Annotated in this window: 9 protein-coding genes; 4 read left to right on the top strand and 5 right to left on the bottom strand. The window is 61.4% G+C overall.

The window, feature by feature from the left end:
* Nucleotides 1–195 precede the first annotated feature (195 nt).
* From ntrC to glnA, 4 genes are all read right to left on the bottom strand, one after another.
* Nucleotides 196–1,632, bottom strand: coding sequence for a nitrogen regulation protein NR(I) (gene ntrC / locus Q1W70_RS08630; protein WP_095167349.1), 1,437 nt, complete (start codon nucleotides 1,630–1,632; stop codon nucleotides 196–198).
* Entirely contained in the window at nucleotides 1,629–2,714 is a 1,086-nt protein-coding gene (gene glnL, locus Q1W70_RS08625) for a nitrogen regulation protein NR(II) (RefSeq protein WP_159993222.1), read from the bottom strand. Before glnL ends, ntrC begins: the two co-directional genes overlap by 4 nt.
* A gap of 260 nt (nucleotides 2,715–2,974) precedes the next feature.
* Nucleotides 2,975–3,337 carry a hypothetical protein gene (locus tag Q1W70_RS08620; protein WP_185818239.1) on the bottom strand — a complete coding sequence of 121 codons (363 nt, stop codon included), beginning with the start codon at nucleotides 3,335–3,337 and terminating at the stop codon, nucleotides 2,975–2,977.
* Nucleotides 3,338–3,553: 216 nt separating this feature from the next.
* A complete protein-coding gene (gene glnA, locus Q1W70_RS08615) occupies nucleotides 3,554–4,969 on the bottom strand; it encodes a type I glutamate--ammonia ligase (RefSeq protein ID WP_302098761.1) in 1,416 nt (471 codons plus the stop codon).
* A gap of 331 nt (nucleotides 4,970–5,300) precedes the next feature.
* Between glnA and thiI the strand changes: the two genes are divergently transcribed.
* Both thiI and typA read left to right on the top strand, forming a co-directional pair.
* On the top strand, nucleotides 5,301–6,755 hold the full coding sequence (gene thiI / locus Q1W70_RS08610; RefSeq protein WP_166592453.1) for a tRNA uracil 4-sulfurtransferase ThiI: 1,455 nt from the start codon (nucleotides 5,301–5,303) through the stop codon (nucleotides 6,753–6,755).
* A 139-nt stretch (nucleotides 6,756–6,894) separates the two neighbouring features.
* Nucleotides 6,895–8,715, top strand: a complete 1,821-nt coding sequence (typA, locus tag Q1W70_RS08605) for a translational GTPase TypA (RefSeq protein ID WP_095167339.1) — start codon at nucleotides 6,895–6,897, stop codon at nucleotides 8,713–8,715.
* 203 nt (nucleotides 8,716–8,918) lie between these two features.
* Here typA and Q1W70_RS08600 read toward each other — a convergent pair whose 3' ends face one another.
* Nucleotides 8,919–9,353: a YkgJ family cysteine cluster protein gene (locus tag Q1W70_RS08600; protein WP_095167337.1), complete on the bottom strand. Its 435-nt coding sequence runs from the start codon at nucleotides 9,351–9,353 to the stop codon at nucleotides 8,919–8,921.
* A gap of 216 nt (nucleotides 9,354–9,569) precedes the next feature.
* On the opposite strand from Q1W70_RS08600, the gene Q1W70_RS08595 reads away from it, so the two are divergent.
* The gene (locus Q1W70_RS08595; protein ID WP_166592454.1) at nucleotides 9,570–12,020 is read left to right on the top strand and encodes a glycogen/starch/alpha-glucan phosphorylase; all 2,451 of its coding nucleotides are present in this window, start codon (nucleotides 9,570–9,572) and stop codon (nucleotides 12,018–12,020) included.
* A gap of 106 nt (nucleotides 12,021–12,126) precedes the next feature.
* On the top strand, nucleotides 12,127–15,684 hold the full coding sequence (locus Q1W70_RS08590) for a DUF2339 domain-containing protein (RefSeq protein WP_302098760.1): 3,558 nt from the start codon (nucleotides 12,127–12,129) through the stop codon (nucleotides 15,682–15,684).
* Nucleotides 15,685–15,686 lie beyond the last annotated feature (2 nt).

Here is a 15,686-nt window from a genome sequence, read left to right as displayed (position 1 = left end):
TTTTTTCGATAGAGGTTTGATTGCGAGCGCAGGTGGGATTTCGGATCTGTTGCCGTGCACGATCGCGGTTCACGGTGCATTCAGTCGGTGCACGATGGCCCTGAAAGCATCGCGGGCAAGCCCGCTCCCACGGCATTGTGCAAAACCAGTGGGAGCGGGCTTGCCCGCGAATGGATCTACAAGTCGGTGAAGGATTTAGCCCTCATCCCCTTCATCATCGTCCCCGCCATCGACCTTCATCCCCAGCTCCTTGATCTTGCGGGTCAAGGTGTTGCGGCCCCAGCCCAGGAGCACGGCGGCGTCGCGGCGGCGGCCGGCGGTGTGCTTGAGGGCGGTTTCGATCATGATGCGCTCGAACGCCGGCACTGCGCTGTCCAGCAGGCTTGACTGGCCGCGAGCCAGCGCCTGGTCGGCCCATTGGCGCAGGGCCTGTTCCCAGTTGGTCACCGGTGCCGAGTCCTGCGGCAGGCTCAGCAGCTCCGGCGGCAGGTCGCCGATGTGCACTTCGCGCCCCGAGGCCATCACCGTGATCCAGCGGCAAGTGTTCTCCAGCTGGCGCACGTTGCCCGGCCACGGCAGGTTCTTCAGGTATTCCTCGGTTTCGCTTTTCAGCAGCTTTGGCTCCACCGCCAGCTCTTGTGCGGCGCGGGCCAGGAAGTGCTTGGCCAGGGTCGGAATGTCTTCGCGACGGTCCGACAGGCGTGGGATGTGGATGCGGATCACGTTCAAGCGGTGGAACAAGTCCTCACGGAACTTGCCGGCGTGGACCAGGGTTTCCAGGTTCTGGTGGGTCGCGGCGATGATGCGCACGTCAACCTTGACCGGCACATGGCCGCCGACCCGGTAAAACTCGCCATCGGCCAGGACCCGCAGCAGGCGGGTCTGGGTGTCGGCCGGCATGTCGCCGATCTCATCGAGAAACAGCGTGCCGCCATCGGCTTGCTCAAAACGTCCGCGGCGCAGGTTGGCGGCGCCGGTAAATGCCCCTTTCTCGTGACCGAACAGCTCGGACTCCATCAAGTCCTTGGGGATCGCCGCCATGTTCAGGGCGATGAACGGCGAGGCCGCCCGTGGGCTGTGGCGGTGCAGGGCGTGGGCCACCAGCTCTTTACCGGTCCCGGACTCGCCATTGATCAGCACGGTGATGTTGGAATGGCTCAAGCGCCCGATGGCGCGAAACACTTCCTGCATCGCCGGCGCTTCGCCGATGATTTCCGGGGTGCGGGTCAGGGCGACGGGCACTTCCAGGCCCTGTTGTTCCTGGGCGTGCTGGTTGGCGCGCTTGACCAGTGACACCGCCTCGTCAACGTCAAACGGCTTGGGCAGGTACTCGAACGCGCCGCCTTGATAGGACGCGACAGCGCTGTCCAGGTCGGAGTGCGCAGTCATGATGATCACTGGCAAGCGTGGGTGCTGTTCGCGAATCCGTGCCAGCAGGTCCAGGCCACTGGCACCCGGCATGCGGATGTCAGAGATGATCACGTCCGGTTGCTGGCGCGCCAGGCGGCTCATCACCCCATCGGCGCTGTCGAAGCTTTGCGTGGTCATGCCTTCCTGCTGCAAGGCTTTTTCCAGGACCCAACGGATAGAACGGTCGTCATCGACGATCCACACGGTTTCACTACGGCTCATGTCGATGTGGCTCCTTGTTCCAGTGGCAGAAAGATCGAGAAGGTGGTGTGGCCTGGGTGGCTGTCACATTCGATCAGGCCCTGGTGCTGGCTGATGATGTTCTGGGTAATGGCCAGGCCCAGCCCGGTACCGTCCGGACGGCCGCTGACCATGGGAAAGAAGATGGTTTCCTGCAGGTCCGCGGGAATCCCGGGGCCGTTGTCGATGATCTCGATCTTGGTCACCAGGCGATGGCGCACATGGCCGATGGTGAACTGGCGCATGGCCCGCGAGCGCAGGGTGATGCGGCCCAGGCGCAGCTCGTTCTGGCTGCTGATGGCCTGCATGGCGTTGCGCACGATGTTGAGGACGGCCTGGATCATCTGCTCGCGGTCGATCAACACGTCCGGAATGCTCGGGTCGTAGTCGCGTACCAGGGTGATGCAGCCTTGGCTTTCGGCTTCCACCAGGCTGCACACGCGCTCCAGCACTTCGTGGATGTTGCACATGGCCAGCGATGGCAGTTTGTTCGAGCCGAGCATGCGATCTACCAGGTTACGCAGACGGTCCGCTTCCTCGATGATCACATTGGTGTAGTCCTTGAGGCTTTCTTCCGGCAGCTCGCGGGCCAGCAACTGGGCCGCGCCGCGAATCCCGCCCAGGGGATTCTTGATCTCGTGGGCCAGGCCGCGCACCAGCATCTTGCTGGTTTCCTGCTTGGACAACTGCGCTTCTTCCTTGGTAATGCGCAGCAGGCGGTCGCGCGGGTGCACCTCAAGCAGCAGCAGGGTGGCGCCGTTGCTCAGGATCGGCGTCACCGCGTAGTCGACGGTCAGGGTCTGGCCGGTCAGGGCGGTGAGCATCGCCTCGCGCTTGGTAAAGGGGTGGGCCTGTTCGACCGCCTGACGCAAGGAGTTCAGGGCTTCGGTCGACTCGGTGAACAGCTCGCTGATGAATTGCCCATGGCTGCGCTGGCCGCTGATGGCCAGGAGCATTTCGGCTGCCGGGTTCATGTACTCAAGGCGCAGTTCGGCATTGAGCAGAATGGTGGCCGTGGTCAGGTTGTCGAGTAGCAAGCGGTGCAGTGCGTCGCTGATGGTCATTAGGACCTCTTTTGGAGCAGGCGCGCGCGAGAAGGAGGCGCTGTTGCGAGGAAAATGCAAAAACCAAACCAAGGCTCCGAAAAGAAGCAATAAACCCCTGGAACGGGCGTTTTAAGTTCGGTTGCGTGGCGTTTTGCCAGCTTCTACGGGTATTTTCGAACCAAAATGTGTCGCTGTATGACAAGAGTGCAACCAATCGCACCAATATAGTGCGCAAACCTGAACAGCGCCTCAAACACTGCAAAATGAGTTTGCCTGCCCTAGCGCTTGCGGACTCGCAGCACATTGAACCTGAGGGTCGGGCTCTGTTGGATCACCTCGTCTCTAACCAGCACCTGCACGGCGAGGCTATGCTCGCCGCGATCGACGTTTAGCAGGTGCAGTTGCGTGGTGTTGCTCGCTGGGCCGTAGGGTTGGCCATCGAGCAGCAGGCGCAAGCGATGAGTGGCCTGCAGAGGTGGCTGAATCTGTACGCCGACGCTGAATGAGCCGTTATTGGCGCGCAGGGCCTGGCCGTCGGTCAACTCGCTGAGGCTCAGTACGCGGTAGGTGGGGCGCGGTGCGCTCAGCGCGGCGGCAGACAGGGCGAGCCATATGAGCAGGCACCACCTCAATGAGCGCATGGCAGGTTCCTTTTTGATGTAAGGGCAAGGGCGATGAGCCAGGCCAGCAGGGGTGTTGCGGTGCGGCCTTGTGAAAGGCTAGATGCCAGGGCCTGGACTGGATGTCAGTCGCGACGCTGAATCAGCGAGCAGTCGATGTTTTGTGGTGTCGGAATTTTCCATAAAAAAAGGCCTCCCGAAGGAGGCCTCTTTCGAATCACGCTGCTTGCGCAAGCGCTACCGGATTAGCAGTCTGTAGTACAGCTCGTATTCCAGTGGGTGTACGAAGGTACGAACCTTGATTTCTTCTTCGCTTTTCAGAGCGATGTAAGCGTCGATGAAGTCGTCGCTGAAAACGCCGCCTTTGGTCAGGAACGCACGACCTTTGTCCAGCTCTTCCAGGGCTTCTTTCAGGCTGCCGCAAACTTGTGGGATCTCTTTCGCCTCTTCAGGCGGCAGGTCGTACAGGTTTTTGTCAGCGGCATCGCCAGGGTGGATCTTGTTCTGGATGCCGTCCAGGCCAGCCATCAGCAGTGCGGCGAAGCACAGGTATGGGTTGGCAGCCGGATCCGGGAAACGGGCTTCGATACGGCGAGCGCGCGGGCTGGACACGTAAGGAATACGGATCGAGGCGGAGCGGTTGCGAGCCGAGTAGGCCAGCATCACTGGTGCTTCGAAACCTGGTACCAGACGCTTGTAGGAGTTGGTCGCCGGGTTGGTGAAGCCGTTCAGGGCCTTACCGTGCTTGATGATACCGCCGATGAAGTACAGGGCAGTGTCGGACAGGCCGGCATAACCTTCGCCAGCGAAGGTGTTCTTGCCATCTTTGGCGATGGACAGGTGAACGTGCATACCCGAACCGTTGTCGCCGTACAGAGGCTTAGGCATGAAGGTAGCGGTGCGGCCGAAAGCCACGGCCACGTTGTGTACGCAGTACTTGAGGGTCTGAACTTCGTCAGCCTTGGCAACCAGGGTGTTGAACTTCACACCGATTTCGTTCTGGCCGGCAGTCGCCACTTCGTGGTGGTGAACTTCGATGGTCAGGCCCATCTCTTCCATGGCGTTGCACATGGAGGTACGGATTTCGTGGTCGTGGTCGAACGGTGGAACCGGGAAGTAGCCGCCTTTGATCCCTGGACGGTGGCCATGGTTGCCGCCTTCCACGTCCTGGTCGGACATCCACGAACCTTGTTCGGAGTAGATCTTGAACATCGAACCGGAGATATCGGACTTGAACTTGACCTGGTCGAAGATGAAGAACTCAGGCTCTGGACCGACGAATACGGTGTCACCGATAGCGGTGGACTTCAGGTAGTCCTCGGCACGCTTGGCGATCGCACGTGGGTCGCGGTCGTAGCCTTGCATGGTCGAAGGGTCGATCACGTTGCAGACGATGATCAGGGTTGGGTCTTCGGTGAACGGATCGAGGACAGCAGTGCTGTCGTCCGGCATCAGGATCATGTCGGAAGCTTCGATGCCTTTCCAGCCAGCGATGGAGGAACCGTCGAACATTTTGCCTTCTTCGAAGAAAGCTTCATCCAGCGCGTCGCGAGCCGGCATGGTCACGTGGTGCTGAGTGCCCTTGGTATCTGTGAAGCGCAGATCAATCCATTTGACGTCATGATCTTTGATGAGTTGAACCGACTTCGACATAGTGTCCTCCGGGTGGCTTCGGGCTTGGGTAGTGGATGCCCTTAGAATGTGGGTGATGCCGGCGCGAATACTCTGCCAAGGCAACCTGCCTCACAAGGGAGCAAATTGCATGCCAGTGCCCCGAGTTGGGTTTTTCGCCCCAATATCACGCTTATAAAGGTGCAAAGCGCTGAAAAGGGCAAAATCGCGCCCCCTAATGTAGCGCTCAAATGCACAAATGACCCGTTTTGGTGCATTGAAAACCTTCTGCACATTAACTGGTTAAACCTTGAGCAATTTCCGCTATAATCCGCGCCCCCCTTTTTCGGCTGGCCCAGCGCGCGCTGTTTTCATGAAACTAATCGTAAAAGTCTTCCCCGAGATCACCATCAAAAGCCGCCCGGTACGGATGCGTTTCATCCGTCAGTTGGCCAAGAACATCCGTGCCGTGCTCCGCGATCTGGACCCGGCTGTGGTGGTGAACGGCGTGTGGGACAATCTCGAGCTGGAAACGCAGCTGACTGACCCCAAAGCCTTGAAGGACATGACCGAGCGCCTGAGCTGCATGCCGGGCATCGCGCATTTCCTGCAGGTCGACGAGTACCCGTTGGGTGACTTCGACGACGTGGTCGCCAAGTGCAAGCTGCACTTTGGCGAGGCGCTGGCCGGGAAGATTTTTTCGGTGCGCTGCAAGCGGGCCGGCAAGCACGAATTCAGCTCCATGGATGTCGAGAAATACGTCGGCAGCCAACTGCGTCGCCAGTGCGGCGCCGCCGGAATTTCCCTGAAAGACCCGCAAATCGAAGTCCGCATCGAAATTCGCGACAAACGGTTGTTTGTGATCCACAACCAGCACAACAGCATCGGCGGTTACCCGCTGGGCGCCCTGGAACAGACCCTGGTACTGATGTCCGGCGGTTTCGATTCCACGGTGGCGGCCTACCAGATCATGCGCCGCGGGCTGATGGCGCACTTCTGCTTCTTCAATCTCGGCGGGCGTGCCCACGAATTGGGCGTGATGGAAGTGGCGCACTTCATCTGGAAGAAGTACGGCAGCTCGCAACGCGTGCTATTTGTCAGTGTGCCGTTCGAGGAAGTGCTGGGAGAAATTCTCGGCAAAGTCGATAACAGTCATATGGGCGTCGTATTGAAGCGTATGATGTTGCGCGCTGCGTCGAGAATCGCCGATCGACTGGAGATCGAGGCGCTGGTGACGGGTGAGGCGATCTCCCAGGTTTCCAGCCAGACGCTGCCGAACCTGTCGGTGATCGACTGCGTGACCGAGAAGCTGGTGTTGCGCCCGCTGATTGCCAGTCACAAGCAGGACATCATCGACCTGGCCAACGAAATCGGCACCGCCGACTTCGCCAAGCACATGCCGGAGTACTGTGGGGTCATCTCGGTGAACCCCAAGACCCACGCCAAGCGTCCGCGCGTGGAGCATGAAGAGAAAGAATTCGACATGGCCGTCCTTGAGCGTGCGCTCGAGAACGCCAAACTGGTGCCGATCGATCGGGTCATCGACGAGTTGGGCCAGGACGTGCAAATTGAAGAAGTCAGCGAAGCGCTGGCAGGTCAGATCGTCATCGACATCCGTCACCCGGATGCCGCTGAAGACGACCCGCTCGCCCTGGCTGGCGTCGAGGTACAAACGATGCCGTTTTATGCACTGAACGCTCGTTTCAAGGAACTGGACCCTACTCGCCAGTACCTGCTGTATTGCGACAAAGGCGTGATGAGTCGCCTGCATGCCCACCATTTGCTCAGTGAGGGGCATGCCAATGTGCGCGTTTATCGACCGAGCTAAGAGCCCGGGGCTGTTTGCCTGTGGCCTGCGTCACCGGCCCCCCGACTCTGCCGTCAAGCTGTAACGGCAAGGCCTGACTCTACTGTAAATCGCTGCCACGACCTGTCAGCACACCGAATCCTCTGATCGAGATACACAAGTGATCGAAAATCTACGCAACATCGCCATCATTGCTCACGTTGACCATGGTAAGACCACCCTGGTAGACAAACTCTTGCGTCAATCCGGCACCCTGGAGCGCAACGAGCTCAACGACGAGCGCGTGATGGACTCCAACGACCAGGAGAAAGAGCGCGGTATTACCATTCTGGCGAAAAACACCGCCATCAACTGGAACGGCTACCACATCAACATCGTGGACACCCCGGGCCACGCCGACTTCGGCGGCGAAGTTGAACGTGTAATGTCGATGGTTGACTCCGTTCTGCTGCTGGTTGACGCCCAAGACGGCCCTATGCCGCAAACCCGTTTCGTGACCAAGAAGGCTTTCGAAGCCGGCCTGCGTCCAATCGTGGTGATCAACAAGGTTGACCGTCCAGGCGCGCGTCCGGACTGGGTTCTGGACCAGATCTTCGACCTGTTCGACAACCTGGGTGCTACCGAAGAACAGCTGGACTTCAAAGTGGTTTACGCCTCTGCCCTGAACGGCATTGCAGGTCTGGACCACACCGACATGGCTGAAGACATGACCCCGCTGTACCAGTCGATCGTCGACAACGTACCTGCGCCGAAAGTCGACCGTGACGGTCCGTTCCAGATGCAGATCTCCGCTCTGGACTACAACAGCTTCCTGGGTGTTATCGGTGTTGGCCGTATCGCTCGTGGTCGCGTCAAGCCGAACACTCCGGTCGTGGCTATCGACGCCGACGGCAAGAAGCGTAACGGTCGTATCCTGAAGCTGATGGGTCACCACGGTCTGCACCGCATCGACGTTGAAGAAGCAGCTGCCGGCGACATCGTCTGCATCAGCGGCTTCGACCAGCTGTTCATCTCCGACACTCTGTGCGACCCACTGAACGTCGAAGCGATGACTCCGCTGACCGTTGACGAACCAACCGTTTCCATGACCTTCCAGGTAAACGACTCGCCTTTCTGCGGTAAAGAAGGCAAGTTCGTGACCAGCCGTAACATCAAGGAACGTCTGGACAAAGAGCTGCTCTACAACGTTGCTCTGCGCGTTGAAGAAGGCGACTCGGCTGACAAGTTCAAAGTCTCCGGCCGTGGTGAGCTGCACCTCTCGGTACTGATCGAAACCATGCGTCGCGAAGGCTTCGAAATGGGTGTTGGTCGTCCGGAAGTGATCATCCGCATGGTTGACGGCGTCAAGCACGAACCGTACGAAAACGTGACCATCGACCTGCCAGAAGAATCGCAAGGTTCGATCATGGAACAGATCGGTATCCGTAAGGGCGACCTGACCAACATGGTTCCGGATGGCAAGGGCCGTGTGCGCCTTGAGTACAACATCCCGGCCCGTGGCCTGATCGGTTTCCGTAACGAGTTCCTGACCCTGACCTCCGGTGCAGGCATCCTGACCTCGATCTTCGACCGTTACGACGTGATGAAGTCCGGCGACATGTCCGGCCGTCAGAACGGCGTGCTGGTATCGGTTGCTACCGGTAAGGCGCTGACCTACTCGCTGGAAACCCTGCAGTCGCGTGGCAAGCTGTTCATCGAACACGGCCAGGACATCTACGAAGGTCAAATCGTTGGCTTGAACAGCCGCGACAACGACCTGGGTGTTAACCCGACTAAAGGCAAGAAGCTCGACAACATGCGTGCTTCGGGTAAAGACGAAACCATCGCTCTGGTTCCGCCTGTACGTTTCACTCTGGAGCAAGCTCTGGAATTCGTACAAGAAGACGAGCTGTGTGAAGTTACGCCTAAGTCCATCCGTCTTCGTAAGAAGATCCTGGGCGAAAGCGAGCGTACCCGCGCTGCCAAGAAGTCCAATAACTAAGTTACTTAGTTAGCGGGCAAAAAAAACGCCCCCGACCGCAAGGTCGGGGGCGTTTTTGTTTGTCTGGGATTATGTGATGACTGTGTGGGCCTTATCGCCGGCAAGCCAGCGCCTACAATTTACCGGGGTCATCCAGGCAGCTCGGCCCCTGTGGGAGCCGGGCTTGCCCGCAATGAGGGCCTTTGGAGCCATACAAATCCAGATCAGAACTTGTCCAGCGTCCGCCGTTGGGTATCGCGAACCACTTCCTTGGGTTTGTAGGCGCAGTAGCCCGGCCGTGGGCCGATCTTGGGGTGGTTGCGGCAGGTATCCGGGCGCTTGTCATAAATAGTGCAGAAACGGCTCTTACGATCCAGGTACAGGCAATCGTTGTTGCTCATGCGCTGGAGGGTGAAGATTTCCGATTTCTGGTTGTAACGCTCGACGATCCCTTCCTTTTGCAGGCGCTTGGCGATGTTCTTCGGCGGATCACCGCGTTCGAACTCATCGACGATGCCGATGCGGATCAGATCCTTGATCTTGACCTCCACTGGCAGTGTGCAGCAGCTGGACACGCAGCCGCCGCACATATGGCTGGAGTATTTCTGCCAGGTCTCGAGACGGTCGAGTTCCGCGGCGGCGATCAGTTGAGGCTTCATCAGGGTTCCAAGGGGTAGCGTTGTATCCGGGCGCGGGATGATACGGGATTGGTGGTTTTTTGAACAACTTTTTCAAGGTTCCGGCACGCCCCCTGCATCCTTTTGTCCCTGAGACGTTCAATTCAGGTGATTGTGCAAGACACCCGAACGAGCGGCTGCACCGTTTGTCAGACCGTCTAGGCTCAGTCAATTCCCTGCTCGCCCGAGGCCCTATCGATGACTCAAGAACCACTTGTTCGCGAAGCTGAGGTGGCCGCATTTCGCGAAGCCGTCCTGACCAAACTCACCTACGCCGTCGGCAAGGATCCGGATCACGCCTTCGACCACGACTGGTTCGAAGCCATTGCGCTCGCCGCGCGCGATCACATGGTCGAGCACTGGATGGACCATACCCGGCAGATCTACCGCAAAGGCCAGAAACGGGTGTACTACCTGTCATTGGAGTTCCTCATCGGCCGCCTGCTCTACGACAGCCTGAGCAACCTGGGCTTGCTCGACGTGGCCCGCGAGGCCCTGACTGAGCTGGGGGTCGACCTGGAGCGTATCCGCCTGCTGGAGCCGGACGCCGCCTTGGGCAACGGTGGCCTCGGCCGCCTGGCCGCGTGCTTCATGGAAAGCATGTCGACCCTGGGGATCGCCGGGCATGGCTACGGCATTCGCTATGAGCACGGCCTGTTCCGTCAGGCGATTGTCGACGGCTGGCAGCAGGAGCAGACCGAGCACTGGCTGGATTTCGGCAACCCCTGGGAGTTCGAGCGGCCGGAGGTGATTTACCCGATCGGTTTTGGCGGCAGTGTCGAGACCGTCATCGATGCCGGCGGCAAGAGCAAGCAAGTCTGGTCGCCTTCGGAAACGGTGCGCGCGGTGGCGTACGACACGCCGGTGGTCGGCTGGCGCGGAGCCAGCGTCAACACCTTGCGCCTGTGGCGGGCACGGGCCATGGAAGACCTGCACCTGGAGCGCTTCAACGCCGGTGATCACTTGGGCGCAGTGGCCGAAGTGGCCCGGGCCGAAAGCATCTCTCGGGTGCTTTACCCGGCCGACAGCACCGAAGCAGGGCAGGAACTGCGCCTGCGCCAGGAGTACTTCTTTGTCGCCGCGTCCCTGCAGGACCTGCTCCGGCGCCACCGCAACATGCACAGCTCGGTGCTGACCCTGGGTGATCACGCGGCGATCCAGCTCAACGACACGCACCCCTCGATTGCCGTGGCCGAGCTGATGCGCCAACTGGTCGACATCTACGACGTGGAGTGGGACGCGGCCTGGCAGGTCACGGTCGACACCCTGTCCTACACCAACCACACGCTGTTGCCCGAAGCGCTGGAAACCTGGCCGGTAGGGCTGATGGAACGGATGCTGCCGCGGCACATGCAGATCATCTACCTGATCAACGCCCAGCACATCGACTCGTTGCGGGCCAAGGGCATCCACGACTTCGACGTGCTGCGCGCGGTGTCGCTGATCGAGGAAGACAACGGCCGTCGGGTGCGCATGGGCAACCTGGCGTTCCTCGGCTCCCACAGCGTCAATGGCGTGTCCGGCCTGCACACGCAACTGATGCGCAGCACGGTATTTTCCGAACTGCACAAGCTGTACCCCGAGCGGATCAACAACAAGACCAACGGCATCACCTTCCGCCGCTGGCTGTACCAGGCCAACCCGGAATTGACCTCGATGATGGTCGATGCCCTGGGGCCGGAGCTGCTGGACAACCCCGAACAGCTGTTGCAGGGCCTGGAGCCGTTTGCCGAGAAAGCGTCATTTCGCAAGCAGTTCGCCGAGCAGCGCCTGCACAGCAAAAAGGCCCTGGCCTATCTGATTCACGAGCGCCTGGGGATTGCGGTCAACCCGGCGGCGCTGTTCGACGTGCAGGTCAAACGGATCCACGAGTACAAGCGCCAACTGCTCAACCTGCTGCACACCGTGGCGCTGTACCAGGCGATTCGCGCCGAGCCTGAGACCGACTGGGTGCCGCGGGTGAAGATCTTCGCCGGCAAGGCGGCGGCCAGTTATCACCAGGCCAAGCTGATCATCAAACTGACCAACGACATCGCCCGCACGGTGAACAACGACCCGACTGTGCGCGGCCTGCTGAAAGTGGTGTTCCTGCCCAACTACAACGTCAGCCTGGCCGAAAGCATCATTCCGGCGGCCGACCTGTCGGAGCAGATCTCCACCGCCGGCTTCGAGGCATCCGGCACCAGCAACATGAAATTCGGCCTCAATGGCGCCCTGACCATCGGCACCCTGGACGGTGCCAACGTGGAAATGTGCGAGCGTATCGGTGCCGAGCACATGTTCATCTTTGGCCTGAGTGCCCAGCAGGTCGAGGCGCGCAAGCAGAACCACGAGTTCCACGCCGCCCCGGATATCGCCGCGTCCCACCGGCTCAACGACGTGTTGCAAGCGATTCGCAGCGGGGTGTTCTCGCCGGATGATCCGGCGCGCTATACCGGCCTGATCGACTCCTTGATCGAGTACGACCGCTTCCTGGTCTGTGCCGACTTTGACGCCTATTGGGCCGCGCAGATGCGCGTCGATGCCCTGTGGCACGACTCCAATGAGTGGTGGCGTTCAGCGGTGCTCAACAGCGCGCGGATGGGCTGGTTCTCCTCGGACCGGACCATTCGTGAGTACGCCACGGATATCTGGAAGGCACTGGAGTAGGGAGCCTTCAAGAAAAGTCTCGTCGTTCATGTGGGGGGGGATCGATATACTGGCATAGCGGGCCAATCGCAGCCTGCGGCAGTGCCTACGCGAAGGGATATCGACCATGCAATGGATGTTCATGCTGATTGGGCTGGTGCTCGGCTGGCTGCTCGATGAGTCGTTCAGCGACGCCTTGATCGGTGCGCTGATCGGATTGGGTGCCGGCCAGGCGTTTGTGCTGCAGCGCTTGAATGCGCAAGCATTGCAGCAGGGGCGCGAATTGAAGCTGGCCCAGACGGCCCTGGGTGCGGTCGAGCAGCGCCTGGCCTTGCTGGAGGGTGGCGGTGTTGCTGCCGATCCACTCCCCCATGCCGAGAGTGTCCCGGCGCAGGCGCCAGCGCCTGTGGCGCTGCCTGCCGTGTCCGAGCTGGTCTGGGAGCTACCGCCTGAGATCAGCATGGCCCAAGCCCGTGTCGAACCGGCACCGGTCGACCTGTGGACGCCCCAACCTGAGCCATCCGCCGTTCCCCAGCCCCCTCGCGCCCCTAACCTGTTCGACCGCGCCATCGCCGGTGCGCGTGACTGGCTGTTTGGCGGCAACACGGTGCTGCGGGTGGGCGTGGTGCTGTTGTTCTTCGGCCTGGCGTTTCTGCTGCGTTACGCCACCGAGGGCATGGTGGTGCCGATCGAGTTGCGCTATGCCGGCGTTGCGGCGGCGGCTCTGGTCTTGCTGGGGCTGGGGTGGTGGCTGCGGCTGCGCAACACCCAGTACGCGTTGATCCTGCAGGGCACCGGGATTGCCGTGTTGTACCTGACCGTGTTCGCCGCCATGCGCTTGCACCCATTGCTCGATCCGACGGCGGCCCTCGGCCTGCTGGTGGCGGTGACGGTGTTTTCGGCGATCCTGGCGATCACCCAGGACTCCCTGGCCCTGGCCTGCGCCGCGGCATTGGGCGGATTCGCCGCGCCCATCCTGACCTCCACTGGCGCGGGTAACCACGTCGCCCTGTTCAGCTACTTCGCCCTGCTCAACGCCGGCATCCTCGGTATCGCCTGGTTCAAGGCCTGGCGCCTGCTGAACCTGATCGGCTTCGTCGGCACCTTTGGCATTGGCCTGGCCTGGGGCTTGCGCGCCTATACCCCGCAGCTGCTGTGGAGCACTGAGCCGTTCCTGATTCTGTTCTTCCTGATGTACCTGGCCATCGGCCTGTTGTTCGCCCGGCGCAAACTGCTGGAGATGAGCGACGCCCCGGTGGACGGCAATCGTGAAGCACTGCTGCACTGGTCGGCGCGCAAGGGTGACTACGTCGACGGCACGATGCTGTTCGGCCCGCCGTTGGTGGGCTTTGGCTTGCAGTTCGCGCTGGTGCATCACCTGGAGTTCGCGGCGGCCTTCAGTGCGCTGCTGCTGGGCTTTATCTACATGGGCCTGGCCCGCGTGCTCAGTGGCGGTCGCTCGCTGTTGCTGGGTGAGACGTGCCTGGCGCTGGGGGTGATCTTTGCCAGCCTGGCCATTCCCCTGGGCCTGGATGCACGCTGGACGGCCGCTGCCTGGGCCGTTGAAGGCGCGGGTATCTACTGGCTCGGCTTGCGCCAGCAGCGGCCGCTGGCACGGGCATTTGCGTTGCTGCTGCAACTGGGCTCGGCGCTGGCATTCCTCAGCGAGCTGGATGTCGGCGTCAGCAGCCTGATCGAGGGTGCGCCGCTGGGCGCCTTGATGCTCGGCCTGGCGTTGCTGTTCACCTTCTATCAACTGCGCGCTGCAGCGCCTGGGCACACCCAAGCCTGGGAACGCCAAGGCTTGCCGGTACTGGCCTGCGCCGGTCTGGCGTTCCTTTATTTGCTGGCACCGCTGTTCTTCTTCACCCAGGGCACGGCAATCAGTTGGGCCCTGGCGGGATTGGCAACGTTGTTCGTCGGCCTGCGTCTGCAGTCACGCACCTTCCTGTTCACCGCGTTTGCCGTGCAACTGCTCGGGGGCGTGCTGTTCCTGCTGCGCCTGCAAGGTGCCAGCAGTGATTCGACGGCAGTGTTCAGCGCCGGCTGGAGCGGTCTGCTGGCCGCATCCTTGATTGGCCTGGCGCTGATCGGCGGGATGCTGTTCGCCGCCCGCGACAGCATGGTACGCAGCGATCTGCGCTTGTTGCGCGGCTTGTCGCTGGTGTTGTTGGCGGGGCTGGCACTGATCAACCTGGCGGTGCTGTTTGTCCTGCCCTGGCAAACCGCGAGCGCGGTGTGGGCCGCCAGCGGGGTGTTGATCATCTGGTTGAGCCTGTACCTGCAGCAGCGCCTGAGTTTTGTGTTTGGCCTGGTGTTGCAGGTGATCGGCGGCGCGGCGTTCCTGATTGCCGGCCCGGACCTGTTGGGGCCTCTGGATCACGAAGGCTTGCGACCGCTGGCCCATGGCGGGTTCTGGACGCCGATGGTGCTGGGGCTGGCGGCCATGGTCGGGGCCTGGCGCTTGCAACTGGGCAACCCTGCCAGTGCGTTCGATGCCTTGAGCCTGCGGCGCCTGTCCGAATTGCTGCTGGCGTGGGGCGCGGCCTGGTGGGCATTGGCCCTGCTGACCGAGGTGCTGCGTTTTGCGCCAGTGTCGTTGTCTGGCGCGCTGTTGCTGGGCTGCGCAGCGGTGAGTGTGGCGCTGTGGACGTGGCTGGCCTTGCGTCTGAACTGGCCCGCCCTGGGCATCCTGTGCACCCTGTTGATCCCGGCGGCCGGCCTGTTGCTGGGGTCGGCGTCCCATGGGCGTTATCACCCGGCGGCGGATTTTGGCTGGCTGGCGTGGGCAGCGGTGTTCGTCGTGCATTTCGTCTCGTTGCGACGCCTGGCGCCGATGCTCGCGCCACCGGTGGCGAGCGTGGCCCATGTGCTGGGCTGCTGGCTGTTGATCGGCGTGTTGGCGCTGGAATTGCGCTATGGCCTGCTGGTGTTGTCCGAGCAGTACAACGCCTGGCGCTGGCTGGGCTGGGCGATTCTGCCGAGCCTGTACCTGGTGCTGATGGCCGCGCCACGTGCCTGGCCGTGGCCGGTCTCGGCCTATGCCCGCGAGTACCGGTTGTACGCCGCGCTGCCCTTGGCGGTGCTGATGCTGTGCTGGTTCTGGTTGGCCAACACGGTCAGCGCGGGCAACGCCGAGCCGTTGCCGTACCTGCCACTGCTCAACCCCTTGGATATCGGCCTGCTGTTTGCCTTGTTCGGCGTCTATGCGTGGTCGCGCAGTGCCCAGGGCCAGTTGGCGATTCGCTTCGAGCACGCCGGGCTCGCCAGCGAAGCGGTGGTTGGGCTGTCGTTGTTCGCGTTCTTCACCGCCGTGGTGATGCGCAGTGCCCACCATTGGGGCGGCGTGCCATACGAGCTGGATGCATTGCTCGGGTCGATGCTGGTGCAGGCCAGCCTGTCGTTGGTCTGGACCCTGATCGCCCTCAGCCTGATGATCGGCGGGCATCTGCGCAAACGTCGGGAAGTCTGGCTGGTGGGGGCGGCGCTGATCGCGCTGGTGGTGGCCAAGCTGGTCTTTGTCGAGCTGAGCAACCGCGGTGGGTTGGCGCGCATCGTGTCGTTCATCGGCGTCGGTGTATTGCTGCTGGTGGTCGGCTACTTCGCGCCGCTGCCGCCCAAACGTGTCGAAGCTGCGCCTGAGCCGCATGAAGCGGCCAATGAATCTGAAGGAGTGTCCTCTTGAAC

The organism is Pseudomonas kielensis (assembly GCF_030505375.1).
GTDB classification, from domain to species: Bacteria; Pseudomonadota; Gammaproteobacteria; order Pseudomonadales; family Pseudomonadaceae; genus Aquipseudomonas; species Aquipseudomonas kielensis.
Note: the sequence above shows the minus strand (reverse complement) of the source record. Positions and strands in the feature narration are given on the sequence as shown.